Genomic DNA, 26,942 nt, shown 5'->3' with positions numbered 1-26,942 from the left:
GACCACACAGCGACCGTACGGAGACCGCGGAGGCCGCGGAGTCAGGCGGGTGGCGGTTGGCGGCTGGTGCCGCTGTGGCAGAGCTGACAGCCGAGACGCGTAGGGCAGCTGTGTGAGCATGCCGCCCCTGGTGATACTCAAGGGGTGAACGACCACACCGACCACGACGCCCTGGTCCTGGCCGGAGGCGCGGCCCGGCGGCTCGGCGGGGTGGACAAACCCGCCCTGTCCGTCGGTGGCCGCTCCCTCCTGGACCGGGTACTCGCCGCCTGCCCCGATGCGGCGATCACCGTCGTCGTCGGTCCCGGCCGCCCGACCGCCCGCGACGTCGTCCGCGCCCTCGAGGACCCGCCCGGCGGCGGCCCCCTCGCCGCGCTGGACGCCGGCCTGCGGCACAGCACCGCCCCGCTGGTGCTGGTGCTCTCCGCCGATCTGCCGTTCCTGAGCGCCGCGACTGTACGGGGCCTCCTGGCGGCGGCCGCGGGAGCGGTGGACGGCGCATTGCTCCAGGACGCCACCGGGCGGGACCAGCCACTGGTGGCCGCCTATCGGGCCGCGTCGCTGCGCCGCGAGCTGGCGCGGGTACGGGCCGAACACGGGGCCCTGACCGGTCTGCCGCTGCGCGCCCTGGTGCAGCAGCTGGCGCTCGTACGGGTCCCGGACGCCGGCTCCACGGCCTCCTTCGACTGCGACACCTGGGAGGACATCAGCACGGCCCGCGCCCGTATCAGGGAGCATGGACACGTGTTGGACGAATGGATCACCGCAGTCAAGGCCGAACTGGGCATCGAGCTCGATGTCGACACGGCGGCGCTTCTCGACCTCGCGCGGGACGCGGCGCACGGCGTGGCCCGTCCGGCCGCGCCGCTGACGACCTTCCTGATCGGCTATGCGGCGGGTCGGCAGGGCCGGGACGTGCAGGAGCTGGCCGACCGGGCGGCCGCGTTGGCCCACCGCTGGGCGGCGGAGGCCGAAGAGTCCGACGGCGCGGCCGGCTCCGGCCCCGCCACGGATGCCGAAGCGAAGCCCTCCGAATGACCGACGGGGCGGCCGGAGGGGCCGGCGAGACCGGGCGGCGCGACGCGTCGTGGCCCGAGACCGGGCGGCGCGGCGGTGCGTCGAGCGAATCCGGGCAGGGCGGCGACCCGTTCGACGATGCGCTGGCGCTGGCCAACGGCGTGCGCGGAGCCGTGACGGACACTGCGCGGGCGGACGGCGGCAGTGGCGGAACCTCCGGCCCGGCCGGCGAAGCCCACGCCTCCGGCCCCGACCACCCCTCCTTCTCGGGGGGTCACCCCTCTTCCGGCCGCGACGCCTCCGGGCACCACCCGCCGTCGCCGCGCGGGTCCGCCTGCGGTGACGAGGGCACCGAGGAGCCCCAGGCCCCCGCACGCCGCCGTTCACCGGCGGCCCTCCCCTGGCACACCGCCCGCCGGATCGCCGAGCGCGCCGCCGGCCCGGCCGAGCCCCTGACGACGGCGCTCGGCAAGGCGCTCGGCCTGACGCTCGCCGCGCCGCTGACCGCACTCACCGATCTGCCGTCGTTCGACACCTCGGCCATGGACGGCTGGGCGGTCTCCGGCCCCGGGCCATGGCGTGTCGACCACCCCGCAGAAGACGCCGGGGCCGGCCCGCACCCCGGCATCCTCGCCGGTCACGCCCCTGCCGAGGCGCTTGCCGACGGCCATGCCATCCCGATCGCGACCGGTGCGCGCATTCCGGCCGGTGCCACCGCCGTGCTGCGCAGCGAGCACGGCGAGGTGCGTGAGCTCGCCGACGGCGGGCTGCGGCTGTACGCCCCGCGGCCCGCGCCGCCCGGGCAGGACATCCGCCCGCGCGGCCAGGAGTGCCGCCGCGGCGACCAACTCCTGCCCGCCGGCGCCCTGGTCACCCCCGCCGTTCTCGGCCTGGCCGCGGCGGCCGGCTACGACGAGCTGACCGCCTACCCCCGGCCGCGGGCCGATGTGCTGGTGCTGGGCGATGAGTTGCTCGACCACGGGCTGCCCCGGGAGGGCCGGATCCGCGATGCGCTCGGGCCGATGCTGGCCCCCTGGCTGCATGCGCTGGGCGTCGAGGCGGCCGCACCGCGGCATCTGGCCGATGACGCCGACACGTTGTACGCGGCCATCGCGGAGTCCACCGCCGACGTGGTGATCACCACCGGCGGCACGGCGTCCGGCCCGGTCGACCATGTCCACCCCACCCTGCGCCGGCTGGGCGCCGAGGTGCTGGTGGACGGTGTGGCGGTACGCCCGGGGCACCCGATGCTGCTGGCCCGGCTCGCCCCGCGCCGGCACCTCGTCGGTCTGCCCGGCAACCCGCTCGCCGCCGTCTCCGGGCTGTGCACGCTCGCCGAGCCGCTGCTCCGTACGCTCGCCGCCCGCCGGCCCGCGGACCCGTACCGTACGCCGCTGTCCGCCGCCGTCCACGGGCACCCGCAGGACACCCGGCTCGTCCCGGTGGCCTACTGCGAGGACGAACGGAACGGCCTGACGGCGGAACCGCTGCACTTCCACGGCCCGGCCATGCTGCGCGGAATCGCCGCCGCCGATGCACTGGCGGTCATCCCGCCGGGTGGCGCGGATCCCGGCATGGAGGTCGAACTGCTGGAGCTTCCTTGGTCGGCGGGCTGGTCGGCAGGCTGGACACCCGGCTCGTCGAGCGAATGGGCCGCTCCCGGGGCACCGTAGGGGCGAAGACGGGCCCGCCCCCACCCTCGCGCCGATGCGCCCGGGTGGATGAATAACTGCACGTCCAGGGCGGGCCGGTGGCCGACCCGGCCGTGGTCGTCGGCCCCCGCACCGTCGCTCTGCGCGCGCACGACGAGTAGCCTCGCGCCCATGCGAGCGATCACTATCCCCGAGCCCGGTGGCCCCGAAGCACTTGTCTGGGCGGACGTTCCCGATCCGCAGCCCGCCGAGGGCGAGGTCCTGATCGAGGTCGCGGCCAGCGCCGTGAACCGCGCCGATCTGCTCCAGCGTCAGGGCTTCTACGACCCGCCGCCCGGCTCCTCCCCGTACCCCGGTCTGGAGTGCTCGGGGCGGATCATCGCGCTCGGCGCCGGGGTGCACGGCTGGGCCGTCGGTGACGAGGTGTGCGCACTGCTGGCGGGCGGCGGTTACGCGGAGAAGGTCGCCGTTCCGGCCGGGCAGGTGCTGCCGCTGCCGCCCGGACTGGACCTGGTTACCGCCGCCGCGCTGCCCGAGGTGACCTGTACGGTCTGGTCGAATGTCTTCATGATCGCGCACCTGCGGCCCGGTGAGACGCTGCTGGTGCACGGCGGCGCCAGCGGCATCGGCACGATGGCGATCCAGCTCGCCAAGGCCGTCGGCGCACGGGTCGCGGTCACCGCGGGTGGCCCGGAAAAGCTGGCCCGCTGTGCCGAGTTGGGCGCGGACATCCTCATCGACTACCGCGAGCAGGACTTCGTCCAGGAGCTCCGCAAGGCCACCGACGGCAAGGGCGCGGATGTCATCCTCGACATCATCGGCGCGAAGTACCTCCAGCGGAACGTCAAGGCGCTGGCGGTCAGCGGACGGCTGGCGATCATCGGGTTGCAGGGCGGGGTGAAGGCGGAGCTGAATCTCGCCGCGCTGATGGCCAAGCGCGCCGCGATCACCGGCGCCGGACTGCGCGCCCGCCCGCTGAGCGAGAAAGCGGCCATCGTCGCCGCCGTACGCGAGCATGTCTGGCCGCTGATCGGCAACGGCCAGGTCCGGGCGATCGTGGACCGGACACTTCCGATGGCGGAGGCCGCCGAGGCGCACCGCGTCGTGGATGCCAGCGCGCATGTCGGCAAGGTCGTGCTGACGGTCTGAACCGGCCCGGCCCGGCCGCCTGCGCCCGCCCCTCCCGCGCTCTCGTCAGGTCACCCGGCCGACGGTCTCAAGATGCCGTGAATCTGATCACATGTGACGCTGGGCAGGTCAGTCACCCCGACGGCTCGGCACGGGAGGGGCACTGTGGTCGCTGCAGGATTCCGTTCGCGCATTGCCACCGGTCTGTTGGTCGCCGCCGTCGTTCTGCCTGTCCCTGTGGGGGCCAGCGCCGCGGCGGCCTCGGGCCGGCAGACCACGCCGGTCGACCGTTCCCCGGACCTCGTCCGCCCGGGCGATCCGCCCGACGACTACCCGTTCGACGATGTGGCGCCCGAGATGCTCAGGCCCGAGGATTTCGGGGTCTACGACCGTCTGGGCGACGTCGCTGCGGCCGGCAGGCGGGCCCCAGGGGGCCGGGGCCACCCGCGGGAGCTGCCGGGCCGCTTCTCCGGCCTGCCGTACGGCCCTGGGGGGTTCCACCGGTCGTCGCGTCACCACCACCCGGGGGAGGGACGGTGGCGCCACCACCACCGGCATCACCCGTTCGGTCGAGACTTCGCCGGGTGGGGTCCGCACGACCACGACTCGTACCACGGCGAATTCAGGGGTGCGGACGGTCACCGGCCGGCCTGGTGGGTGGGCGCGCACAGCGCCGACCGCGCCCACCCCCGGCACGTGTCGTCGCCGAAGCGCCACGCCCCCTCGGGGGCCGAATCCGCTGCCACCGCCCCGACGCGGACCGCACCGTCACACCGGGTGGACAGTGCCGACCGGCGCACCGAGCGCCGGTACGAGGCGCTGCCGCCGCTCCCGACGCCGACCAGCCCGGAGAAGGCGTCCCCCTCGCCGGGAATCACGGATGGTGCAGCGCCCGACACCAGCCCGTACGCCATGGAAACCCCGGGGACGGCCCCGGTCGAGCGGGTACTGCCGATGGGTGCCGGTCTTGCGCTGACCGGCCTGGGGCTCGCCTTCCTGGGCCTGCGGCTGCGGCGGCACTGAACCCGGCTGTTTCACGTGAAACAGGGCCTTGCTCCCGGTTGTTTCACGTGAAACGCGGAGCGGATACAGGCGGTGTTTCACGTGAAACGGTGGGAGGCCGTGGTTTCACGTGAAACGCCACCCTTCCTGTCGATAGGGAAAGGTGGATCACGTTCCCCCGGGGGCACCACCGTTCATAAGCGCTCGTACGAGAGAATGGCGGCATGGATATGCCGATGAACGAACGGTCGCAGGAGAACCCGCACGTCCTGGTTGTCGGCCCGGACGGCATGGCGCTCGGCAACGCCCGCTCCGGTGGCGGGGACGACGGTGAGGAGCCCCGTGAGGTCCCGGTGACGGACATGGTCGAACAGCCTGCGAAGGTCATGCGCATCGGCAGCATGATCAAGCAGCTGCTCGAGGAGGTAAAGGCCGCGCCTCTGGACGAGGCGAGCCGGGTCCGGCTGAAGGAGATCCACGCCAGCTCGGTCAAGGAGCTGGAGGACGGGCTGGCCCCCGAACTCGTGGAGGAGCTGGAGCGGCTCTCGCTGCCGTTCACCAATGAGTCGGTGCCGACAGAAGCGGAGCTGCGGATCGCCCAGGCGCAGCTGGTGGGCTGGCTGGAGGGGCTGTTCCACGGCATCCAGACCGCGCTGTTCGCTCAGCAGATGGCCGCCCGCGCCCAGCTGGAGCAGATGCGCCGTGCGCTCCCGCCCGGTGTCGCCGCGATGGAGGGCGACGAGGACAAGCCCGGCCACGGCGGTGCCCGCTCGGGCCCCTACCTCTAACGCTCCCGGGAGACCAGCGGGGCAGGAACAGACAGACAGGAGGGCCGGCACGCACTGTGCGTGCCGGCCCTCCGCCGTCTTCTCAGGCCCGGAAGCCCGCTGCCGTCAGCCGCTGCGGCCGGTCGAGATCGTCAGCTCGATGGTGTCGTTCTTGCTCGGGTACCACCAGCTGATGGCGTCCGGCTTCTGCTGGGTGACGGTGTTCTTGCCCCAGATCGAGCTGTCCTCTTCGCCGACGATCTTGTACTTCCAGCCGGCGGCCTCGATGCACTTCTTCACCGAGTCCAGGTTCTTGTAGCGGAACGAGGGGACCAGGATCTTGCCCTTGTCGGCGTAGCTCTTGGTCGGGCTGGTGCACTCGGACGTGAGGATCGTCGCCGTCTTGTCCTCGGGCCGGATGCTCTCCGTGGGCGAGGCGGAGTAGGAGTACCCGGAGTAGGAGGACGTCGGGGAGACACCGCCGCCGTTGGCGCTGGAGCCGGCGCTCAGACCGATGCCGATGGCTATCGCGGTGACCACGACCACGCCGACGATCGCCGAGACGACGATCACCGGAGTGTTGTTCTTCCGGCCGCCCGGGCCGCCGGCCGAGGGCATCGAGGCCGTCACAGGCGGCGGGGTGAACGTCGGCGGGGCCTGGAAGCCACCGCTGTTGAACGGAGCGGGGCCGGGAACCGGGCCGGGCGCCGGCGTCGGGTAGGCGTTGTTCGGCGGCGGGGGCGTCTGCGGGCCGAAGCCGGCTGCCTGTGTGGGCTGGTACGGCTGCTGCACGCTCGGCGGGACGGGCGTCTGCGGGGTGCCGGACGCGGTGGGGAAGACCGCGGAGGACACCGAAGCGCCGCTGGTGCGGGCCCGCGGGCCCTCGCCGATGATCAGCGGCGTGGCGCCGGACTGCCCGGACCCGGCGATCCGCAGGCACTCGTCCCGCATCGCCTCGGCGGTCGGGAACCGTTCGTTGGGGTTCTTCTTCAGCGCCCGGGCGACCAGCGCGTCCACGGCCGGCGGCAGCGACTGGTTGATGCTCGACGGGACCGGCGGCTCTTCCTGGACATGGGCGTAGGCGATGGCGAGCGGGGAGTCCGCGTCGAACGGCAGCTGACCGGTCAGCAGCTCGAAGAGCATGATGCCGACGGAGTAGAGGTCGGAGCGGGCGTCCACGCCCCGGCCCAGCGCCTGCTCGGGCGAGAGGTACTGCGGGGTGCCGACGACCATGCCGGTCTGCGTCATGGACGTCACGCCGGACTGCATGGCGCGGGCGATGCCGAAGTCCATGACCTTGACGATGCCGCGCTTGTTCAGCATCACGTTGCCGGGCTTGATGTCGCGGTGGACCAGCCCCATCTCGTGGCTGACCTCGAGCGCGGCCAGCACATCGGCCGTGATTTTCAGGGCTTTCTCCGTCGGCATCGCGCCATGCTGGGCGATGTCGGCGTCCAGGTCGGAGCGCAGCGGCTGGCCCGCGACGTACTCCATGACGATGTACGGCACCATGCCGCCGTCGAGCTCGTCCTCGCCGGAGTCGAAGACCGAGACGATATTGGTGTGCGTGAGTTTCGCCACGGACTGGGCCTCGCGGCGGAAGCGCTCGCGGAAGGCCTGCTCGCGACCGAGTTCGGTGTGCAGGGTCTTGATCGCGACGTCGCGGTCGAGCACAGTGTCGTGCGCGAGGTGTACGGACGCCATGCCGCCGGCCCCGAGAAGATCACGAAGCTGGTAACGTCCTCCGCCGACCGAACGGCCCTCGAATTGGCCCTGAGCGCCGTCCTGGCTCATCGTTCCGCTTCCCCCTAGGCGCACGGCGCACTACCCGTACGTATCGCGATCACATCTGGAATTCCGCAGCCAAGTCTGCCCCAGGCCTCGGACACGTCAAGCTGTGTGCCCGTTCCGTGACCAGATGCGCAAGATCCCATCACGGCGGTGAGACGTTCGACGCCTTCGATCACCGCAGGTGAACTTGCGATTTCAGGCATTCGGCAGGTTTGATGGCCGGTCCACGGCGGACCGGTGGGTGCCGCGGAGCCTGTAGCGTGCTCTAGCGAAGACCGATGACCTTACCGCTCTCATGCGGATCGATTCGACGGCGAGGACCGATGGCACCGACGCAGAGCCCCCAGGGCCCGTCCGACCCTGAGGCCACCGGCTCCAATATCCCCGACGCACCGGAGATGTGGGGCAACGGCGGGCTGGTCGGTGACGGCCGCTACCGGCTCACGCGGCGGCTCGGCCGTGGCGGCATGGCGGAGGTGTTCGCGGCCGAGGACGTGCGCCTGGGCCGTACCGTCGCCGTGAAGCTGCTGCGTGCCGACCTTGCCGAGGACCCGGTGTCCAAGGCCCGCTTCACGCGTGAGGCACAGTCCGTGGCCGGGCTGAACCACCACGCGGTGGTGGCGGTGTACGACTCCGGCGAGGACCTGGTCGGCGGCAACACCGTGCCGTACATCGTGATGGAGCTGGTCGAGGGCCGCACCATCCGCGATCTGCTGCTCAATGCCGACGCCCCGCCGCCGGACCAGGCGCTGATCATCGTCTCCGGGGTGCTGGAGGCGCTGGCCTACAGCCATCAGCACGGCATCGTGCACCGTGACATCAAGCCCGCGAACGTGATCATCACGCACAGCGGCGCCGTGAAGGTCATGGACTTCGGCATCGCCCGCGCCCTGCACGGCGCGCAGTCGACCATGACGCAGACCGGCATGGTCATGGGCACCCCCCAGTACCTCTCCCCGGAGCAGGCCCTCGGCAAGACCGTCGACACCCGCTCCGACCTCTACGCGACCGGCTGTCTGCTCTACGAACTCCTCACGCTGCGCCCGCCGTTCACCGGTGAGACGCCGCTTTCGGTCGTCTACCAGCACGTTCAGGACATGCCGGTACCGCCCTCCGAGACCACCGACGTGGTGCCGCCGGAGCTGGACGGTCTGGTCATGCGCTCGCTGGCCAAGGACCCCGACGACCGGTTCCAGACCGCTGAGGAGATGCGCGGCCTGGTCCAGTACTCGCTCCAGATGTTGCAGGAGCAGGGCGGGCACACCGGCACCTGGAACACCGGTCCGGTCGCCATGCACGAGGGCGGGCACACCCCGTCGATGGGCACCGCCGCCACCACCGCGCTGCCGCACCCCGACGCCGGCCAGACCACCGCGCAGCCCCTCCTGACGCCCGGTATGCGGGAGGACGACGGCGGCTTCGACGGCGGGCCCCGGCCCAGGAACGGCGGCGGACGTGGCAAGTTCTTGCTGATCGCGGCGCTCGCGCTGATCGCCATCGCGGTGGGCGTGGCCTTCGCGCTGAACAACACCGGCGGCCAGAACAAGAAGCAGGAGACCCCGACCACCCAGTCGCCCTCGCCGTCGAAGCACGACAAGACCAGCGAGCCGCCGTCGGAGGAGCCGAGCACCCCGGAGACCGAGCCCGGTGGCATCGGCGGCGACGAGGGTTCGTACACCCCGCCGCCGTCGGAGGAGCCGAGCACGCCGGAGACCTCCGAGCCGCCCACCTCGCAGCCGCCGACCACCGAGGAGCCGTCGACCGAGCCGCCCACCGACGACAGCGGCGGGACGACCGACGCCGGGACCACGGACGGCGGGACGACCGACGGGGGCACCACGGACGGCGGCACCACCACCGACGGTGGGACCACCGCCGGTGCGGACAGCGGCACCACCAGCGGCAGCGGCACGGACAGCGGCAACACGCTCGGTACGACCGGCTGACCGTCCGCTCGTCCGCTGAGGCGGGCGCACCGCCTCAGCGGGTGAACGCGTCGCGTACGGCGCGGTATTCGCGGGTCCACCACACCGCGAGTGCGGCCGCCGCCGGGAATTGCGGATCGGTGCGGCGGTCGCCGAGGCGGTAGCGCCAGGTGAGCATCCAGAAGTCGTTGAGCCGTTCCCACCACACCCGGTGGACGGCCGCCGCCATTTCGTCGGTGCCGGCCCCGCAGGCGCTGCGGTAGGCGCCCGCGTACGCCGCCACCTTGGCCAGGTCCAGCGTGCCGCAGGGGCGTACGAAGAAGATGGCGGCGGCCCGTACCGCCTCCTCGGCGCGCGGCTGGACGCCCAGCCGGTCCCAGTCGACGATCGCGGTCGGTTCCGGGCCGCGGTAGAGCACGTTGAGCGGGTGGAAGTCGCCGTGCACCCAGCCGGCGGCGGGTTCCGCGCCGGGGGCCGGGCGGCGGTGCGCCTGCTGCTCCAGGAGGGCCCGGCGCTCCAGCAGGCGGTGCTCGGCGAGCTCGTCGAAGCTGGTGCGCGGCTGGGCGCCGCGGGCCAGCGCCAGCAGCTCGTCGATCATCTCGAAGGTCCGGGCGGGGTCGGCGCCGGCGTCCGCGCAGGGCGGCCGGGGCGGAGGCGGTTCTTCCGCCATGACCTCCTCCAGCGCGGTGTGGACGAGCCCGAGCAGGGCGCCGAGCCGGCGGGACTGGCCGCGGGTCAGTGCGGCTCCGGTGAGGTGGCGGCCCTCGACCCAGGGGTGCAGGGCGTAGCAGCGGCCGTCGAGGACGGTGACGGTGCGGCCGTCCGCGTCGGCGACGGGCGGCGCGACCGGCAGGCCGAGTGCGGCGAGCCGGCGGGTGGCGCGGTGCTGGCGGGTGAGGGCGGCGTGGTCGCCGTCGAGGTGGTGCTTGAGGAAGTAGCGGCCGCGCGTGGTGGCGAGGAAGTAGCCGTGGTTGAGCAGACCTTCGGCGACCGGCTCGCAGGACAGCGGCGCACCCGCGCCGGTGTAGTGGCGGAGCAGGGAGCCGAGGGTGTCTCTGTCGGGCGTCGCCGCCGTCCGGACTACAGATGAGCGCAGCACGCGCCAGATGTTAGATGAACCGCACCCGTCGGAGTGGGGCTACGGGAAAGCCTTACGCAGAGTGAGCGTGGCGGAAGGCGGGCACGTCCGTGAGGTAGTGCATCGTCACGAACTCCGGCTCGATGCGCAGGAAGACCGGGTCGAAGGGCACACCGTCGGCCAGCCGTGGGGTGGGACCGAAGAGTGCGCGCTCGGCGGGCGACGGCTCGACGGCCCGGGCGGTGCCGGTGAACTGCACGGACCAGGTGTCGGGCGCGCCGCTGTTGACGTTGTCGGCCTCGTAGGCGACCACGCTGCCGTCCAGGGACTGGTGGTAGCCGTAACCGCGGTGCAGCCGCAGCATCAGCCGCCCGTCGTCGAGGACGAGGTGCCGGGTGACCGCGGTGAAGGGGAGCGCCCGCCGACTGGCCGAGACCCGCCCGTAGGGGGTGCGGCCGAGCAGCTCGATGGCACGGTAGTTGTCGGTGGGCATGTCACCACCTTGCCGTTCGGGGCCGGCCGCCCAGTAGGGGCCAGCAGCCCCGGGGAAGCGGGACGATGGTCCTGAATCACCATGAGCCGGGCCGGGCCCGGCCCGCGTCCCTGTGTCGGGTCAGTGTCTCTCGGCCTGCATCCGCGCGACGTACGCGGCGGCCTGGGAGCGGCGCTCCATGCCCAGCTTGGACAGCAGGCTGGAGACATAGTTCTTGATCGTCTTCTCGGCGAGATGGAGCCGTTCGCCGATCGCGCGGTTGGTCAGGCCCTCGCCGATCAGGTCGAGGATCTTGCGTTCCTGTTCGGTGAGGCTGGCCAGGCGGTCGTCCCCCTTGGCGGCGTTGCCGTCGCGCAGCCGCTCCAGGACGCGGGCGGTGGCCACGGGATCGAGCAGTGACTTCCCGGCGGCCACCTCGCGTACCGCCGAGAGCAGTTCATTGCCCCGAATGGCCTTCAGGACATAACCGGACGCACCGGCCATGATCGCATCAAAAAGGGCTTCGTCATCCGCGAACGAGGTGAGCATCAGGCATTTGATGTCCTCGTTCTGTGACCGGATCTCGCGGCAGACCTCGACACCGCTGCCGTCCGGGAGCCGGACGTCGAGGACCGCTACGTCTGGACGCGTCGCCGGGATCCTGACCAGGGCATCTGCGGCGGTACCGGCCTCGCCGACCACCTCGATGTCCCGCTCGACCGTGAGCATTTCGTGGACACCGCGCCGGACCACCTCGTGGTCGTCGAGCAGGAATACCGTGATTTTTCCGTCTTCGCGCACCACCCCAGTCTCACACATCAAGTCTTCCCGTGCTCCAGGTCACCGATATAACGTGCCGTTGTCCCGGCGGCCTGCAACGCTGTGACCAGGAGTTGTTCCAAGCCTCTGCGATTTACTTGGAAATCCAAGCAAAATCGCAGGTCAGCGCCGTTTCCACTTCGGCTTTGACAATGGGTAACGTGCAATGAGCAGGCCACCTTCCGGGAGCTTTGTTCCACCCGGATCCGGCCGCGTTCGCACACACCCCGTGCGCCGTATCGGATACCGGGTGAGCCGCAATACGGCCACCGGCGGACCCCGGGGGCCGGACAGACGGAGGAGCAGCACGTGACCGTGGAAGGCACTGCGCAGCGGAAAAACGCCCGCGGCAGCAGCAAGCGCACCACCGCCAAAAAGGCGACGCCGGCACAGAAGGCGTCCTCGGCCAAGGCCCGCACCACCGGCCGGCCCGAGCAGGCGGAGCAGGATCAGCTCGTACAACTGCTGACCCCCGAAGGGAAGCGGGTCGAGCACCCGGAATACGCAATCGACCTTTCCCCCGAAGAGCTGCGCGGCCTCTACCGCGACATGGTGCTGACGCGGAAGTTCGATGCCGAGGCGACCACTCTCCAGCGCCAGGGCGAACTGGGTCTGTGGGCCTCGTTGCTGGGCCAGGAGGCGGCTCAGATCGGCTCGGGTCGCGCGCTGCGCGACGACGACTACGTCTTCCCGACCTACCGCGAGCACGGCGTGGCGTGGTGCCGCGGCGTCGACCCGACGAATCTGCTGGGCATGTTCCGCGGCGTCAATCACGGTGGCTGGGACCCCAACAGCAACAACTTCCACCTCTACACCATCGTCATCGGTTCGCAGACGCTGCATGCCACCGGCTATGCGATGGGTGTGCAGAAGGACGGCGCGGATTCCGCGGTGATCGCCTATTTCGGTGACGGCGCCTCCAGCCAGGGTGATGTCGCGGAATCCTTCACCTTCTCCGCGGTCTACAACGCCCCGGTCGTGTTCTTCTGCCAGAACAACCAGTGGGCGATTTCCGAGCCCACCGAGAAGCAGACCCGGGTGCCGCTCTACCAGCGCGCCCGCGGGTTCGGATTCCCCGGCGTACGGGTCGACGGCAATGACGTACTGGCCTGTCTCGCGGTGACCAGGGCGGCACTGGAGCGGGCGCGTACCGGCCAGGGGCCGATGCTCATCGAGGCGTTCACCTACCGGATGGGTGCGCACACCACCTCCGACGACCCGACGCGGTACCGCGCGGACGAGGAGCGGGTGGCCTGGGAGGCCAAGGACCCGATCCGCCGGCTGCGGACGTATCTGGAGGCCGAGGGGCTGGTCGACGACGCGTACCTCGCGTCGATCGAGGAGGAGAGCGAGGCCCTGGGCAAGCGGGTCCGCGAGGCCGTACGCGCCATGCCCGATCCGGACCATATGGCGATCTTCGAGAATGTCTATGCGGACGGGCATGCGCTCGTCGATGAGGAGCGCGCGCAGTTCGCCGCGTACCAGGCGTCGTTCGCCGATGCCGATGCCGTCGCGGAGGGGAACTGACAATGGCCGTCTTCGAGAAGATCACCATCGCCAAGGCGATCAACGAATCGCTCCGTGCCTCCATGGAGGCCGACCCCAAGGTCCTCGTCATGGGCGAGGACGTCGGCAAGCTCGGCGGCGTCTTCCGCGTCACCGACGGCCTGCAGAAGGACTTCGGCGAGGACCGGGTGATCGACACCCCGCTGGCCGAGTCCGGCATCGTCGGTACGGCCATCGGCCTGGCGCTGCGCGGCTACCGCCCGGTCGTCGAGATCCAGTTCGACGGCTTCGTCTTCCCCGCCTACGACCAGATCGTCACCCAGCTCGCCAAGATGCACGCCCGCGCGCTGGGCAAGGTCAAGGTGCCGGTCGTCATCCGTATCCCGTACGCGGGCGGAATCGGCGCGGTCGAGCACCACTCCGAGTCCCCCGAGGCGCTCTTCGCGCATGTCGCGGGTCTCAAGATCGTCACTCCCTCGAACTCCTCCGACGCCTACTGGATGCTCCAGCAGGCCATCGCGGGCGACGACCCGGTCATCTACTTCGAGCCCAAGCGGCGCTACCACGACAAGTCGCGGCTGGACACCGAGTCGATCCCCGATCCTCTGCACAAGGCCCGGGTCGTGGAGAACGGCTCCGACCTCACGCTGGCCGCCTACGGCCCGATGGTGAAGGTCTGCCTGGACGCTGCCAAGGTCGCGGCCGAGGAGGGCAAGTCGGTCGAGGTCGTCGACCTGCGCTCGCTCTCCCCGATCGACTTCGACACCGTCCAGTCGTCGGTGCAGAAAACCGGCCGGCTGGTCGTCGTCCACGAGGCGCCGGTCTTCTTCGGTTCCGGTGCGGAGATCGCCGCCCGGATCACCGAGCGGTGCTTCTACCACCTGGAGGCCCCGGTCCTGCGGGTCGGCGGCTTCCACTCCCCGTACCCGCCCTCCCGGCTGGAGGACGAGTACCTTCCGGGGCTGGACCGGGTGCTCGACGCCGTTGACCGTGCGTTGGCGTACTGAGGGTTTGAGGAGAGTTCGTGACCATGACTGCAAGTACCTCCAACGCACAGCGCTTCCGCGAGTTCAAGATGCCCGACGTGGGCGAGGGGCTTACCGAGGCCGAGATCCTCAAGTGGTACGTCCAGCCGGGCGACACCGTCACCGACGGCCAGGTCATCTGTGAGGTCGAGACCGCCAAGGCCGCCGTCGAACTGCCCATTCCTTACGACGGGGTGGTGCACGCGCTGCACTTCGGCGAGGGCGTCACCGTCGACGTCGGCACCTCCATCATCTCCGTGGACACCGACCCCGGAGCCGGCCCCGCCGAGACGCCGGCGGCGTCCGGCGCGGCACAGGAAGCCGCCGAGGCCGAGGAGGAGGCCGAGCCGCAGGGCCGGCAGGCGGTGCTGGTCGGCTACGGCGCCGCGCCGGCCTCGACCAAGCGCCGGGCCCGTAAGCCGCAGCCGGGCGTTCCGGCGCAGCCGGCGAGCGCCGCGCTCCAGGCCGAGCTGAACGGACGGGCCGCTCCGGTGGCTCCGCCCGCTCCGGCTGCCCCCGCCCCGGTGGCTCCGGCCGCTCCTGTCGTCAGGGCTGCGCCCGTCGTCCCGGCCGGCCGGCCGCTGGCCAAGCCGCCGGTGCGCAAGCTCGCCAAGGACCTGGGCATCGACCTGGCGACGGTCACCCCGACCGGGCCGGACGGCGTGATCACCCGCGAGGACGTGCATGCGGCGGCCGCTCCGGCCGCGGCACCTGCCCCGGCCGAGGTTCCCACGCCGGTGACGGTCGCCGCGGCCGAGCCCGGCATCGTCGATGTCGCCGCCCGCGAGCGGCGGGTGCCGGTCAAGGGCGTACGGAAGGCCACCGCCCAGGCGATGGTCGCCAGCGCCTTCACCGCGCCGCATGTCACGGAGTTCATCACCGTCGACGTGACTCGCACGATGAAGCTCGTCCAGGAGCTGAAGCAGGACCCGGACATGGCGGGGCTGCGGGTCAACCCGCTGCTGCTCGTCGCCAAGGCCTTCCTGGTCGCCATCAAGCGCCACCCGGAGGTCAATGCGTCCTGGGACGAGGCGAAGCAGGAGATCGTCTACAAGGACTACGTCAACCTCGGGATCGCGGCGGCCACCCCGCGCGGGCTGATCGTCCCGAACATCAAGGACGCCGGAGTCAAGACGCTTCCCCAGCTCGCCGCGGAGCTGGGCGATCTGGTCGCCACCGCCCGTGAGGGCAAGACCTCCCCGGCGGCGATGACCGGCGGCACGGTCACCATCACCAACGTCGGCGTCTTCGGCGTCGACACCGGTACGCCGATCCTCAACCCGGGGGAGTCGGCGATCCTCGCCTTCGGCGCGGTCAAGCTCCAGCCGTGGGTCCACAAGGGCAAGGTGAAGGCCCGCCAGGTGACCACGCTCGCGCTGTCCTTCGACCACCGCCTGATCGACGGCGAACTGGGCTCCAAGCTGCTCGCGGATGTCGCGGCGATTCTGGAGCGCCCGAAGCGGCTCATCACCTGGAGCTGATCCTGCGGTCGCGGTTCATGGCCTCAGGACGTGATTCAGGGCGTGGTTTCACGTGAAACCACGCCCTGAGGCGTCACGCCGGTCAGCCGCGGATGAGCTGCACCGCGCGGCTGAAGTGTGCCACCGGCCCGGTCGGGCCCGACTCGTCGATGTGCGCGGCGCCACGGGTCAGTGCAACGCCCGCGCACAGGCCGGCGACGATCAAGGCCAGTACGACGGTGTTCCGCGTCCGGTGGCCGGCGTTCGTCCTGGGCTGCATGGTCAACTCCCCTTGAGTGTCGGAGCCTCTCCCCGGCTCCATGACTCCATTCACCCACGGATTTCGGGCCGATCCGTACGCGCCAGGTACGGACTCTCGTCAACCTTTAGGTGGACCCTACGTACCTCTTCGGTCCCCCTCCCGAGGAGGGCCGGCCCCGCCGCCGTAAAAGGGTTTGCCGCCGTGAGCCGCGGTGTTTACGGTCGGCGAAATGACCAGCGACCCCCTCATCCGGCGCTATCAGGCCTCCGACCAGGACGTTGTCACCGATCTCTGGGCTCGGGCCGCGCGCCAGGCGCATCCGTTCCTCGCGGGAGAAGGCGAGGGTGAACGGGCCCGGATCCTCCGCGAGGTGTACCTCGTCCAGGCGGAGAACTGGGTCGCCGAGCGTGACGGCACCGTCATCGGGCTGCTCGGACTCCTGCCGGGTGCGCAGGGGGAGCGCCATGCGGACGGGTCCGGCGAGGGCTCCGGTGCCGAGGTCGGCGGGCTGTTCGTGGCGCCGGAGGCTCAAGGGGGCGGCACCGGACGTCAGTTGATCGAGCATGCGGCCGCGCTGCACGGTGCGCTGACGCTGGAGGTCTTCGAGGCGAACGCCCGCGCCCGGCGCTTCTACGCGCACCTGGGTTTCCGCGAGCGGGCCCGGCGGGCCGACGAGCAGACCGGCCATCCGCTGATCGCCCTGGAGCGTCCCGCGCCGCTGAAGTCGGTGGGCTGGCTGCATCTGCGCGAGGGACGGCTGCTGAGCGTACGGACGCGGGGGAACGACACCTTCTACCTTCCGGGCGGCAAGTACGAGCCCGGGGAGACGGCGCGCGAGGCGCTGTCGCGGGAGCTGGGCGAAGAGCTCGGTCTGCTGGTCCCCGCCGACGAGCTGCGGGAGGCGTTCGTCATCCATGACGTCGCGCACGGCAAGAACGGCCGTCGGCTGCACATGACCTGTTTCACCGGTGGGCCGCGGGACATCGCGCCGGTCCCGGGCCGGGAGATCGCCGAGTACGCCTGGTTCGACCGCCGGGAGGCCCGCGAGCGCTGCGCCCCCGCCCATGCGCAGGTCGTGGACCGGCTGATCGCGCAGGGGCGGATGCCGGGCTGACCGCGGCCGGCCGGATCCGGGCCGAGGGGCCCCGGGCGGGCAGGCCCGTCCAGGCGCCCATATCACTGCCTACCAGGGCAAACGCACCGCAGGTGGTCCACATCGCGAAATGACGTTTCGGACGCATACCTGTTGTATCTATCCTGTGCGCATGCCCTCCGTGTCCCCGCCCAGCGCCCCCGTCCGAGAGTCCTCCGCCAAGCAGCCGCCCGCCGCCGAGCGGGTCTATGCGCACATCAAGGACGCCGTCCTCGACCGTCGCTACGAGGGCGGGATGCTGCTCACCGAGGGGGAGCTGGCCGAGGCCGTCGGGGTGTCCCGCACACCGGTGCGCGAGGCGCTGCTGCGGCTGGAGGTCGAGGGGCTGATCAAGCTCTACCCGAAGAAGGGCGCGCTGGTGCTGCCGGTCTCCGCACAGGAGATCGCCGATGTCGTGGAGACCCGGCTGCTGGTGGAGAAGCATGCGGCGGCCAAGGCGGTGCCCGCGAACCAGGCGCTGATCGGCGAGCTGACCGAGCTGCTGGAGACGATGCGGGCGCAGGCCGCGGCCGGCGATCTGGCCGCGGTCTCGGTCACCGACCGCGCCTTCCACGCCGCCATCGTGCGCAGTGCAGGCAATCAAATCCTGGACCGGCTCTACGAGCAGCTGCGCGACCGCCAGCTGCGGATGGGCGTCGCGGTGATGCACGCCCACCCGGACCGGATCGCCAAGAACATCACCGAACATGCGGAGATCCTGGAGGCGCTGCGGACCGGTGACGCGGACGCCGCGACCGAGGTCGTGCACCGGCACGTCAGCTGGGTGCGCAACCTGGCGCAGGGGGAGGTGCGATGAGCGCCGGCAACGGCGGATCGGAGAGCCCCAGCGGCTCCGGCACCGGCGACTCCCCCGCCCGGCTGCTGCCCGCGGACCCGCCCGGCGGCTATAAGGCCATGGCGGTCTGGGGCATCGGCGTCGCGGTCTACTTCGTCGCGATCACCTACCGTACGAGCCTCGGCGTGGCCGGTCTGGACGCCGCCGAGCGCTTCCACATCAACGCCTCGGCGCTGTCGACGTTCTCCATCCTCCAACTGCTGGTGTACGCGGGGATGCAGATACCCGTCGGACTGCTGGTGGACCGGCTCGGCCCCAAGAAGGTGCTGACCCTTGGCGTGGTGCTCTACACCGTCGGCCAGTTCGGCTTTGCGCTCTCCGCGTCGTACCCCATGGCGCTCGGCTCGCGTGCGCTGCTCGGCTGCGGCGATGCGATGACCTTCATCAGCGTGCTGCGGCTGGGCGCCCGCTGGTTCCCGGCCCGCCGCGGCCCGATGATCGCGCAGATCGCCGCGCTGGTCGGTATGGCGGGCAACCTGATCTCCACGCTCGTCCTGGCCCGCTTTCTGCACACCTTCGGCTGGACCCCGACCTTCGCCGCCAGCGCGGCCGGCGGCATCGTCGTACTGATCGTGCTGCTGCTCTTCCTCAAGGATCACCCCGAGGGCCTCGAACCGCCGCCCGCCCCCGCCGGGCACTCCGGTGCCGGCTTCGTACGGCGGCAGATCGCGGACGCCTGGCGGGAGCCCGGCACCCGGCTGGGCATGTGGGTGCACTTCACCACCCAGTTCCCCGCGATGGTCTTCCTGCTGCTGTGGGGACTGCCGTTCCTCGTCGAGGCGCAGGGGCTGTCCCGGGGCACCGCGGGCGAACTGCTGACGCTTGTGGTGCTCTCCAACATGGCGGTGGGCCTGATCTACGGTCAGCTCATCGCCCGCCACCACACCGCCCGTATGCCACTGGCCCTCGGCACGGTAGGTGCCACCGCCCTGATGTGGGCGCTGGTGCTGTGCTGGCCGGCCGATCATGCGCCCATGGCGCTGCTGATCGTGCTGTGCACGGTGCTGGGTGCCTGCGGTCCGGCCTCGATGATCGGCTTCGATTTCGCCCGGCCCGCCAACCCGCCCGAGCGCCAGGGCACCGCCTCCGGCATCGTCAACATGGGCGGCTTCACCGCGTCGATGACGACCCTGCTGGCGGTCGGCGTCCTGCTGGACGCCACCGGCGACAACTACCGGATCGCCCTCGCCTCGGTCTTCGTGCTGGAGGCGGTCGGCGTCTCACAGATCCTTCGTCTGCGGCGCAGCGCGGCCCAGCGTGAGCGCGAACGGCTGGTGGTCAGCCGGGTCGAGGCGGTCCACGTCCCGGTGTGAGACGGCGGCGGGGGCCGTTTCACGTGAAACATCACCGCCGGGGCGCCCCCGCCCCCTCTCCCGGTCTCTCCGCTACGGCGTGACCGCGAAGTTGTTCAGAATCGCCTCGGCGAGGTCGGCGTCGCCGTCGATCTTGATCTGCTCGGCGACGGCCGCCGGGCGGACCCGCCCGCAGGCCAGCTGGTGGAAGGTGTCCCAGTCCAGCGCGAACGTCACGGTGGGACCGAGCGAGACGCTGCCGTCGATCGTGGCGTTGCCCGCGGAGTCGATCCGGACAGTGCGCAGGAACTCCAGCGGTCCGCTGACATCGAAGACCACGGCCGAATCGGCCGGTGCCTGGGCCCTCTTGGCGACGACGCCGGGCAGCACCTTCACCAGCAGATCCCGGGTCACATGCGCGCCGGGGGAGTCCAGATTGCCGGGCTTGCCGAGCGCCCGGCGCAGGTCCTGTTCATGCACCCAGACGTCGAACGCCCGCTGTTGCAGCACGAATTCCAGCGTGCGGTCTTCGTCGAGCGGGCTACGCACCGTGGCGTCCGGCTGGCGGGACTCGTTGCGCAGCTGCCGGGAGCGGCGGATGACGGTGTATTCGAGCTCGCTGACCATCTCCGGCGCGGTGTGGTGCCGGCGGACGTCGACCTGCACCTCCATGCGGCGCGCCGATTCGGTGCGGACGTGGTAGAGATCGCGCGGCAGCGTGTGGATCGGCCGTGGGTCGCCCAGCATTTCGCATTCCAGGCCGATGACATGGGAGACCACATCACGAACGGACCATCCTGGCAGGCACGTCGCCCTGTTCCACTCGCCCTCGACGAGCGGGGTAACCAGCTCGGTTATCGCTTCTATGGAGTGAGTCCAGGCATCGATGGAGGACTGAAGGCTGGGATGGACGGTCACGGGACCCCTCGGACGGTTCGTACGCGGGCTGCTGTCTGTGCAGTTAAGTTACGCTGCGCACGGGCACCCCGGCAGTGCTTTCGGGTGACCATCGTAGGCCGATGTGCCCCGCCCGCAGAGGGCTTCGGCGCCGCGCTCGGCGCCGTTCCTCAGTCCTCGCCGCGCTCCCGCTCCGCCAGCCGGATCACACAGACCGCGATGGCGATGAGCAACGGCGGATCCGCATCGTCCCGTACGACATTGACCGCGTAGGTGTCGCGTACGGTCAGCCAGCGCCGCGAGATCTCCGCGAGCAGCTCGCCGTCGTACTCGATCGCGAACTCCCGGTCCAGGATCTTGCCGCTGACGTCCAGCTCGGTGCCGTCCACCAGCGCGACGCGGTAGTGGTTGCGCAGCAGGGAGAGCCGCTTGCGCTTGATCGTGGCCAGCGGCTGGTCGTCCCGCTCGATCGTCATCGTGTCGCGCAGGGCCAGCATCTTCTTGCGAATGGTGATCAGCACCCGGCGCTCGGGGTCCTTCAGCTCGAGGGTCTCCCGCAGCCGCAGCGCCTTCCCGTCGACGAGGAAGGCATGGTGGCCGTGTTCGTCGTCGATCCAGTAGTCGTCGCCGATGCCGAAGATCCGGTCGCGGACGAGGTACTTGCGGGAGCGTGCGGGGTGGACCGCGGGGGATGGCTGCATGGGTGACGTGTTCCCGGGTGCCCCGGCGGAATGCGCGGGCACCGGAGTGACGTTGAATGTCCACATGGCTTCACGTGCACGCGTCCGGGCCCCCGAGCTGACCGGCAAGGGCGGCTGGCTGAACACCGGCGACAAGGATCTGACCCTCTCCGACCTGCGCGGACGCATTGTCGTCCTGGATTTCTGGACGTTCTGCTGTGTGAATTGTCTGCATGTCCTGGACGAGCTGCGGGAGCTGGAGGAGCGGCACCGGGACACCGTCGTGATCATCGGCGTGCACTCCCCGAAGTTCGTGCACGAGGCCGAGCACCAGGCGGTGGTGGACGCCGTCGAGCGGTACGGCGTCGAGCACCCGGTCCTCGACGATCCCGAGCTCGCCACGTGGAAGCAGTACGCGGTCCGGGCCTGGCCGACGCTGGTGGTGATCGACCCCGAGGGCTATGTCGTCGCCCAGCACGCCGGCGAGGGGCATGCGCACGCCCTCGCCAAGCTCGTCGAGGAGCTGGAGGCCGAGCACGGCGCGAAGGGCACGCTGCGGCGCGGCGACGGCCCGTACGTACCGCCGGAGCCGGTCGCCACCGACCTGCGCTTCCCCGGCAAGGCCGTGCGGCTGCCGGGCGGCACCTTCCTGGTCTCGGACACCACCCGCCATCAGCTGGTGGAGCTGGCGGCGGACGGCGAGCAGGTGCTGCGCCGGATCGGCAGCGGCGAGCGCGGTCTGACGCCGGACTCCTTCAACGAGCCGCAGGGCCTGGCGCTGCTGCCCGACGGCAAGGTCGCCGTCGCGGACACCGTCAACCACGCCATCCGGGTACTCGATCCCGCAACCGGCGCGCTGGAGACGGTGGCCGGCACCGGCAAGCAGTGGTGGCAGGGCTCACCGACCTCGGGTCCGGCCCGCGAGGTGGCGCTCTCCTCGCCGTGGGACGTCGCCTGGTGGCAGGACCGGCTGTGGATCGCGATGGCCGGGGTGCACCAGCTGTGGACGTACGACCCGGCCACCGGCTCGGTCGAGGCCGCGGCCGGCACGACCCATGAGGGCCTGGTGGACGGCCCGGCCGCCGAGGCCTGGTTCGCCCAGCCGTCCGGGCTGGCGGCGGCCGGCGACCGGCTGTGGGTCGCGGACTCCGAGACCAGCGCGGTCCGTTGGGTGGAGCGGTCCGAAGGGGGCGACGGCTTCGCCGTCCGTACGGCCGTCGGCACCGGGCTCTTCGATTTCGGGCACCGCGACGGCGCCGCCGACCAGGCGCTGCTTCAGCACCCGCTGGGCGTGACCGCGCTCCCCGACGGCTCGGTCGCCATCGCCGACACGTACAACCACGCACTGCGCCGCTACGACCCCGCAGGCGGCGAGGTCACCACCCTGGCCACGGATCTGCGCGAACCGTCCGCCGCGGTGCTCGTCGACGGTGACATCGTGGTCGTGGAGTCGGCGCGGCACCGGCTGACCCGGCTGCGGCTCCCCGAGGAGGCGGTCCGCGTCGAGGCGGTGGCGCACCGCACCCAGCGCGCGGCCACCGAGGTCGCCCCGGGCGCACTGCGGCTCGATGTGGTCTTCCAGGCCCCGGACGGCCAGAAGCTGGACACCCGCTACGGCCCCTCGACGCGGCTGCTGGTCAGCGCGACCCCGCCGGAGCTGCTTGCCGAGGGCGCGGGTGCGGGCACCGATCTCCAGCGCGAGCTGGTGCTCGCGGACGGTGTGACCGAGGGGGTGCTGCATGTCTCGGCGATGGCCGCGTCCTGCGACGACGACCCGGACATCGAGTACCCCGCCTGCCATGTGCACCAGCAGGACTGGGGCGTCCCGGTCCAGGTCGTCGACGGCGGGGTGGCCCGGCTGGGGCTCGTCCTGGCGGGTCTGGACGCGCAGTAGCCGAGAGCGCCCGGGTCCTGAGGAGGGCCCGGGCGCTCGGTCGTTCGCTGTGGTGCCGGGCTACTTCCCGACGCCGGCCGCCAGCTGGGCGCCGTGGATGCTCGACGACCAGTTGGTGACCTTGCTCTTGCCGACGGCGATGTGCAGCCGCTTCTCCGCGAAGTTGACGGTGACCGGACCGTGGGTGACAGAGGTCGACGAGATGCCCATGAAGTCGATGGTCACCGACTTCTGCTCGGTGCCCTTGGTGGCCGCGGTGTTGGTGGGGATGACCGCGTAGGCGTAGCCGTGGGAGGGCACGGTGATGCGGGTGCCGTCGAGGTGACCGGGGGTGCCCTGCAACAGCGGCAGCGGGTCCTTGGCGTTGTTGAAGCGCAGCAGCGGGGCGTTGTACAGCTTGCAGTCGCGGCTCGAGTTGTTCTTGTACTTCACGGTCACATGGCTGTTGGGGCCGGTCTGCTGGGAGAACGTGACCTTGTACGTGCTCGGGAAGCAGTCGGGCACCCGCCGCGAGGCCGCCCCCGCTCCCGCGCCGGCCGCTGTCCCACCACCGATGATCTTGCGCTTCTTGCTCTTGGACGACGAGGACGACGAGGACGACTTCTTCGACTTCTTCGAGTGGCTGTTGCAGCCGGTGAGCGCGAGCGAGCCGGCCAGCCCGAGGGCCAGCGTGGCGTACGCGGCGGAACGGCGGCGGGAGCGGCGTGCGGTCATGGGTGGTTCCCCCAGTGGGTCGCTGCGGTCAGCGAAGTGCGTCTGTCATGGCACGGCCACGATATCGATAGTGGCCGGTTGCGCCACGGCGGGTTCGCCGCGCGCCGTGCCGTGGTGACGTCGTCGCAGGTCAGATAGGTCGGCCAGGGAGTCAGGCCGGTGGGGTCACCGGCTCATTCCGGACAACTGGGCAATGCGGTGTTTTCCAGCTGTTCCGGGCGGATGCGGATGCCCGGCACCCACATCTGCTTCCCTTCGCGGTCGACCCGGAACCACATGCTGCTGTGTCCGCCACCCAACGGGTGCCCCAGGTCGGGAAGTCCGCGGCGGCCGCGGCCTGGCGTACGGAGCCGGCGCCGGCGGAGCGAGCGGCGACGGAGACCATCGTGGAAGGGGGTGCGGGGGCCGGCCGGGGGCTGCGCGTCCCGTGGGATGTCCCGGTCGTACGCACGGCTGTGACCTGCGAAGACATCAACTGCAGGGGACAGGCAGGGCCATGGCACGAGACATGACGGGACGCGGCTGTGCGAAAGGGCGCCCGCGGGGGGTACGGGCGCCCTGGTTCAGGGGGAAGGTGGCTCGGCGGACCGGCTCACCAAGCGATCGCCTCGTTCGCATTCGCCTGCCAGTACGTCACCCAGGCGCTGTCGTCGACATAGACCGAGCCGCCCGGGAGCGGCACGGCGGCCGAGCCGCCGATGCTGCCCTTGCCGTCGCGGCCCGGGAGGCTGACGGAGAGGGAGTGCATGGTGCGCCCGTGGCGGCCGGAGCCATCGGCGGACGAGGTCAGCACGCCCGCGTAGCCGGACTCGCCGGGGGCGAGGGTGACCAGCGCCTGCGGCTTGCTGGCCGGCAGTTCGGCGAGCGAGGACTGGGCGTTGCCGAACCGCAGATTCGGGGCGAAGTAGAGGTCGCAGGTGGTGCTGGAGGTGTTGGTGGCCACCAGCAGCAGATGGTTGACCGGCTCCTTCACCGGCTTGGCGTCGATACGGACCCTGGCCGCGTTGCAGGCGGTGTGCCGGATGACGGGAGCGTTGCCGCTCCGGGCCGCGCCGTTCGCCCCGGTGCCCGCCCCGGTGCCGGCTCCGCTGCCGGTGTCCCTGGCGGACGCCTGCTCCGCGCCGCCCCCGTCGGGCCGCGCACCGCCCTGCTCGACGCGGGTACCCGCGGCCGGCTCATCGGCCGAGGTGCCCTGGGCGACCTGCGGGGCCGGGTGGTACGGCTTGGCGGCGCTGGTGTGCAGCGGGTTGTCCTGGCCGCCGCATGCGGTGAGGGTGAACGCGGCGACGGTGGTCAGTCCGGCCGCGGCGATCCGCAGCGTACGGCGGCGGACGGTGCGGGACGTACGAGGGCTGCTGGCATGGGGCTGGCTGCGCGGCATCTCCGGTCTCCCCCGGGTCGACGGTCGGTCCTGCGGTCTGTCGACCACTTTGCCGACCGCCGTTGCCGTCTCACTAACGTGCGCCTAACGTCCTCGCGTTGCCCCGTGTCAAGGCGTGGTGTCCTGCCGCTCAGCCGCGCCCGTCACCTACCGTCAGCGGCACCGCCCTGCTCGTCCGCACCGGGTTTGCGGAGCGGCCCGCTGCCGCCGCCCTCCCCGCGCTCATCCCGCGCGAAGAGCTGGGTCAGCGTGCTGATCGTGTAGACATCGGTGGCTTCCTCGTCCACCAGATGCATCTCGGCGAGCCGGTCCAGACCGTCCTGGGTGCGCTCCGGGTCGTACCCGGCGAGCGCCGCCGCGACCGAGGCGTTGAGATGGCCGTCCGCGCTGGTCGCCAGTGCGCTGAGGAGTCGTGCGTCATCCGCCGACAGCCGGGCGACGGACATCCGCAGCGCCGCCGCCATCCCGGTGTCCTCCGCCGACAGCAGGGCCAGCCGCCGCCGTTCGTCGCGCAGTGCCGCGGCGAGCCGGGCCAGCCGCCAGCGCGGCCGGGCGGTCAGCTGGGCGGCCGCGGCCCGCAGTGCCAACGGCAGTCCGTCGCACAGGTCCACCAACTCCCGGGCGGCGGCGGGGTCCTCGGCCACCCGCTCCGGACCGAGCATGGCACCGAGCAGCGCGGCGCCCTCCTCGTGGCCGAGCGCCTGGAGGCCGACCGGCCGGGCGCAGTCGGTGGCGACCAGCCCGTCGAGCCGGCTGCGGCTGGTGACGACCGTGGCGCAGTGCGGACCGCCGGGCAGCAACGGCCGTACCTGAGCCGAGCTGCGTGCATTGTCGAGGACGACCAGCAGCCGGCGCTCCGCGACCAGCGACCGGAACAGCGCCGATGCGGCCTGTGCCGAGCTGGGTACCCGCTCCTGGGGCGTGCCGAGCGCGAGCAGGAAGTCGCGCAGGATCTCGGCCGGCGCTGCCTCGTCGCCCTCGCCGAAGCCGCGCAGATCGGCGAAGAGCTGGCCGTCGGGGAAGGCCCCGGCGTACAGATGCGCCCACTGCACGGCGCAAGCGGTCTTGCCGACGCCGGCCGGCCCGGCGACCACCGCCAAGGGGCTCTCGCCGGTCGTACGGTCCGTCAACACCTCGGTCAGCGCGTGGAGTTGTACCTCGCGGCCGAGGAAGCGGGCGGGCGGCCGGGGCAGCAGCCGGGGCGCGGCACCGGCCCGCCCCGCGCCGGTGGCGGGCCCGGAGCCGGGCACCGAACCGCCCTGGGGGGCGCCTGCCGGCCCCGTGGGCACGCTCTGCCCACCGGGAGCGCCCAGCGCACCACTTGCCTCGGCGCCGGCCTGAACGGGCACCTGTCCACCGCGGTCGGGTTTCACGTGAAACGTATGCACCCGCGCATGGCCGTCACCCGCCCCGTGCGCTCCCCCCGAAGGCCCGGCCGCGGGGCGGCTCGCTGCCTCGGCCCGGAGGATCTCCTCGTACGCCCCGCGCAGCCGCTCGCCCGGGTCGACGCCCAGCTCCTCGTTGAGCAGCCGGCGGGTGCGGTGGAACCACTCCAGTGCATCGGACTGCCGCCCCGTACGGAACAGCGCCCGCATCAGCCCGGCGATCAGCCCTTCCCGCAACGGGTGGTTGACGGCGGCGGAGTACAGGATCGCCGCGGCCTGCTCATGCTCGCCGAGCACGCCGTGCGCCCGGCCCAGCGCCTCCACGGCCGTCAGCCGGCGCTCTTCCAGGGCGTGTGCCGCGGCCGCGAACGGCGGGCTGGTGACCGTGCCGGTCAGCGCCGGCCCGCGCCACAGTCCCAGCGCCTCACGCAGCAGCGGCACGGCATCGGCCGGTGCCGCCTCTGGGCGCGCCAGCGCCACCAGCTCACCGAACCGGTGGGCGTCGATCAGCTCCTCCGGCAGCCGCAGCAGATAGGCCGAGCCATGGGTGGTCAGCTCGATGCCATAGGCCTGTGCGCCGCCCTCGGCGAGCGTGGCGCGCAGCCGTGAGACATGCCCCTGGACGACCGTGCGGGCGTGCTCGGGGGGCTCGTCCTCCCACAGGGAGTCGATCAACTGCTCCAAGGGAACAGTGGTGTTGGGCTGCAACAACAGCAGCGCCAGCACACTGCGCCGTTTGGCGGGCCCCAGGGACAGCTCCCCGGAGCCCGTCATCACAGCGATCGGGCCGAGCAGTGAGAATTCCAA

At 71.5% G+C, this 26,942-nt stretch carries 23 protein-coding genes; 13 read left to right on the top strand and 10 right to left on the bottom strand.

All coding sequences use genetic code 11. The annotated features are described in order from the left end of the window. Window positions 1-144 precede the first annotated feature (144 nt). From ACZ55A_RS16765 to ACZ55A_RS16745, 5 genes are all read left to right on the top strand, one after another. Window positions 145-1,038, top strand: a complete 894-nt coding sequence (locus ACZ55A_RS16765; RefSeq protein ID WP_468840333.1) for an NTP transferase domain-containing protein — start codon at window positions 145-147, stop codon at window positions 1,036-1,038. Continuing rightward, entirely contained in the window at window positions 1,035-2,690 is a 1,656-nt protein-coding gene (locus ACZ55A_RS16760; RefSeq protein ID WP_468840330.1) for a molybdopterin molybdotransferase MoeA, read from the top strand. Before ACZ55A_RS16765 ends, ACZ55A_RS16760 begins: the two co-directional genes overlap by 4 nt. A 150-nt stretch (window positions 2,691-2,840) precedes the next feature. After that, window positions 2,841-3,818 carry an NAD(P)H-quinone oxidoreductase gene (locus tag ACZ55A_RS16755; RefSeq protein WP_468840327.1) on the top strand — a complete coding sequence of 326 codons (978 nt, stop codon included), beginning with the start codon at window positions 2,841-2,843 and terminating at the stop codon, window positions 3,816-3,818. Window positions 3,819-4,034: 216 nt separating this feature from the next. Next, window positions 4,035-4,820: a hypothetical protein gene (locus tag ACZ55A_RS16750; protein ID WP_468840324.1), complete on the top strand. Its 786-nt coding sequence runs from the start codon at window positions 4,035-4,037 to the stop codon at window positions 4,818-4,820. Window positions 4,821-5,023: 203 nt separating this feature from the next. Next, on the top strand, window positions 5,024-5,587 hold the full coding sequence (locus ACZ55A_RS16745; protein ID WP_468840321.1) for a bacterial proteasome activator family protein: 564 nt from the start codon (window positions 5,024-5,026) through the stop codon (window positions 5,585-5,587). 105 nt (window positions 5,588-5,692) lie between these two features. Here ACZ55A_RS16745 and ACZ55A_RS16740 read toward each other — a convergent pair whose 3' ends face one another. After that, complete coding sequence (locus ACZ55A_RS16740) at window positions 5,693-7,360, bottom strand: Stk1 family PASTA domain-containing Ser/Thr kinase (protein ID WP_468840319.1); 1,668 nt, start codon at window positions 7,358-7,360, stop codon at window positions 5,693-5,695. A 320-nt stretch (window positions 7,361-7,680) separates the two neighbouring features. Here ACZ55A_RS16740 and ACZ55A_RS16735 point away from each other — a divergent pair, with 320 nt between their 5' ends. Beyond that, window positions 7,681-9,303, top strand: coding sequence for a protein kinase domain-containing protein (locus ACZ55A_RS16735; RefSeq protein ID WP_468840316.1), 1,623 nt, complete (start codon window positions 7,681-7,683; stop codon window positions 9,301-9,303). 34 nt (window positions 9,304-9,337) lie between these two features. Here the strand turns inward: ACZ55A_RS16735 and ACZ55A_RS16730 are convergent, their stop codons facing one another. The 3 genes from ACZ55A_RS16730 to ACZ55A_RS16720 all read right to left on the bottom strand — a co-directional run bounded on the left by ACZ55A_RS16730 (window position 9,338) and on the right by ACZ55A_RS16720 (window position 11,633). Continuing rightward, window positions 9,338-10,381, bottom strand: coding sequence for a phosphotransferase (locus ACZ55A_RS16730; protein ID WP_468840313.1), 1,044 nt, complete (start codon window positions 10,379-10,381; stop codon window positions 9,338-9,340). 52 nt (window positions 10,382-10,433) lie between these two features. Then, a complete protein-coding gene (locus tag ACZ55A_RS16725) occupies window positions 10,434-10,853 on the bottom strand; it encodes a pyridoxamine 5'-phosphate oxidase family protein (protein ID WP_468840310.1) in 420 nt (139 codons plus the stop codon). A gap of 120 nt (window positions 10,854-10,973) precedes the next feature. After that, window positions 10,974-11,633 carry a response regulator gene (locus ACZ55A_RS16720; protein WP_468840308.1) on the bottom strand — a complete coding sequence of 220 codons (660 nt, stop codon included), beginning with the start codon at window positions 11,631-11,633 and terminating at the stop codon, window positions 10,974-10,976. A gap of 327 nt (window positions 11,634-11,960) precedes the next feature. Here ACZ55A_RS16720 and pdhA point away from each other — a divergent pair, with 327 nt between their 5' ends. From pdhA to ACZ55A_RS16705, 3 genes are read left to right on the top strand one after another with little or no spacing between them, the layout of a single operon-like run. Continuing rightward, window positions 11,961-13,178 carry a pyruvate dehydrogenase (acetyl-transferring) E1 component subunit alpha gene (gene pdhA, locus ACZ55A_RS16715; protein ID WP_468840305.1) on the top strand — a complete coding sequence of 406 codons (1,218 nt, stop codon included), beginning with the start codon at window positions 11,961-11,963 and terminating at the stop codon, window positions 13,176-13,178. 2 nt (window positions 13,179-13,180) lie between these two features. Continuing rightward, complete coding sequence (locus tag ACZ55A_RS16710) at window positions 13,181-14,164, top strand: alpha-ketoacid dehydrogenase subunit beta (RefSeq protein ID WP_468840302.1); 984 nt, start codon at window positions 13,181-13,183, stop codon at window positions 14,162-14,164. Between the two features lie 23 nt (window positions 14,165-14,187). Further along, entirely contained in the window at window positions 14,188-15,663 is a 1,476-nt protein-coding gene (locus ACZ55A_RS16705) for a dihydrolipoamide acetyltransferase family protein (RefSeq protein WP_468840299.1), read from the top strand. An 82-nt stretch (window positions 15,664-15,745) separates the two neighbouring features. Here the strand turns inward: ACZ55A_RS16705 and ACZ55A_RS16700 are convergent, their stop codons facing one another. Continuing rightward, window positions 15,746-15,922, bottom strand: a complete 177-nt coding sequence (locus ACZ55A_RS16700) for a hypothetical protein (protein WP_468840296.1) — start codon at window positions 15,920-15,922, stop codon at window positions 15,746-15,748. A gap of 211 nt (window positions 15,923-16,133) precedes the next feature. Here ACZ55A_RS16700 and ACZ55A_RS16695 point away from each other — a divergent pair, with 211 nt between their 5' ends. From ACZ55A_RS16695 to ACZ55A_RS16685, 3 genes are all read left to right on the top strand, one after another. Continuing rightward, window positions 16,134-17,018, top strand: coding sequence for a GNAT family N-acetyltransferase (locus ACZ55A_RS16695; RefSeq protein WP_468840293.1), 885 nt, complete (start codon window positions 16,134-16,136; stop codon window positions 17,016-17,018). A 151-nt stretch (window positions 17,019-17,169) separates the two neighbouring features. Further along, on the top strand, window positions 17,170-17,853 hold the full coding sequence (locus tag ACZ55A_RS16690) for a GntR family transcriptional regulator (protein ID WP_468840291.1): 684 nt from the start codon (window positions 17,170-17,172) through the stop codon (window positions 17,851-17,853). A gap of 98 nt (window positions 17,854-17,951) precedes the next feature. Beyond that, window positions 17,952-19,205, top strand: a complete 1,254-nt coding sequence (locus ACZ55A_RS16685; protein WP_468840864.1) for an MFS transporter — start codon at window positions 17,952-17,954, stop codon at window positions 19,203-19,205. A 72-nt stretch (window positions 19,206-19,277) separates the two neighbouring features. On the opposite strand, the gene ACZ55A_RS16680 is transcribed toward ACZ55A_RS16685, so the two are convergent. Together ACZ55A_RS16680 and ACZ55A_RS16675 are read right to left on the bottom strand one after the other, a co-directional pair. Continuing rightward, complete coding sequence (locus ACZ55A_RS16680; RefSeq protein WP_468840288.1) at window positions 19,278-20,102, bottom strand: maleylpyruvate isomerase family mycothiol-dependent enzyme; 825 nt, start codon at window positions 20,100-20,102, stop codon at window positions 19,278-19,280. Window positions 20,103-20,251: 149 nt separating this feature from the next. Further along, entirely contained in the window at window positions 20,252-20,782 is a 531-nt protein-coding gene (locus ACZ55A_RS16675; protein WP_468840285.1) for an LURP-one-related/scramblase family protein, read from the bottom strand. A 64-nt stretch (window positions 20,783-20,846) separates the two neighbouring features. Between ACZ55A_RS16675 and ACZ55A_RS16670 the strand changes: the two genes are divergently transcribed. Then, window positions 20,847-22,655 (top strand): NHL domain-containing thioredoxin family protein, encoded by a 1,809-nt coding sequence (locus ACZ55A_RS16670; RefSeq protein ID WP_468840282.1) that lies wholly within the window; start codon window positions 20,847-20,849, stop codon window positions 22,653-22,655. Between the two features lie 60 nt (window positions 22,656-22,715). On the opposite strand, the gene ACZ55A_RS16665 is transcribed toward ACZ55A_RS16670, so the two are convergent. The 3 genes from ACZ55A_RS16665 to ACZ55A_RS16655 form a co-directional block, all read right to left on the bottom strand. After that, the gene (locus ACZ55A_RS16665) at window positions 22,716-23,369 is read right to left on the bottom strand and encodes a DUF4232 domain-containing protein (protein WP_468840280.1); all 654 of its coding nucleotides are present in this window, start codon (window positions 23,367-23,369) and stop codon (window positions 22,716-22,718) included. 592 nt (window positions 23,370-23,961) lie between these two features. Beyond that, window positions 23,962-24,750 carry a DUF4232 domain-containing protein gene (locus tag ACZ55A_RS16660; protein WP_468840277.1) on the bottom strand — a complete coding sequence of 263 codons (789 nt, stop codon included), beginning with the start codon at window positions 24,748-24,750 and terminating at the stop codon, window positions 23,962-23,964. 143 nt (window positions 24,751-24,893) lie between these two features. Next, complete coding sequence (locus ACZ55A_RS16655; protein WP_468840275.1) at window positions 24,894-26,942, bottom strand: AfsR/SARP family transcriptional regulator; 2,049 nt, start codon at window positions 26,940-26,942, stop codon at window positions 24,894-24,896.

The organism is Streptomyces sp. NPDC034111, assembly GCF_055575375.1.
The sequence above is the reverse complement of the archived record's forward strand: the minus strand, read 5'-3'. Positions and strand labels throughout refer to the sequence as shown.